A 363-nucleotide genomic window follows, 5' to 3' on the forward strand; every position below is an offset into this window, starting at 1 on the left:
CGCACCCGGCAGGGCGGCCAAGACGACGTCAAGCAGCTCACCGAGCACCGCTACTTCCGCGGCCTGCACGGCGACAAGCTGCCCTCCGGCACCCGCACCTCGACCGTCACCACCAGCGACGGCACGGACAACGACGACCTGCCGCACTATCAGGGCCAGTTGCTGGAGCAGATCACCTACGCCTCCGACGGCGGACCGGTCGACTCGGCGACCGTCACCACCCCGTGGGCGGTGAAGACGGCGACTCGGACCCGTGCCGGAACCACGCCGCTGGAGGCGTGGATGACCCGCCCGGAGACCGTTCGCACCCGCGAGCGCGTCAAGGGCGACACCTGGCGCACCTCGACCGAGACCACCAAGTAC

1 protein-coding gene is annotated in these 363 nt (G+C 70.5%); it reads left to right on the forward strand.

Translation table 11 applies throughout. From position 1 onward, the window contains the following. Positions 1–363 (forward strand): hypothetical protein (locus tag AC5P09_RS52195; RefSeq protein ID WP_493880662.1); only part of this gene is annotated, 363 nt, incomplete at both ends.

The organism is Streptomyces sp. a15 (assembly GCF_059026085.1).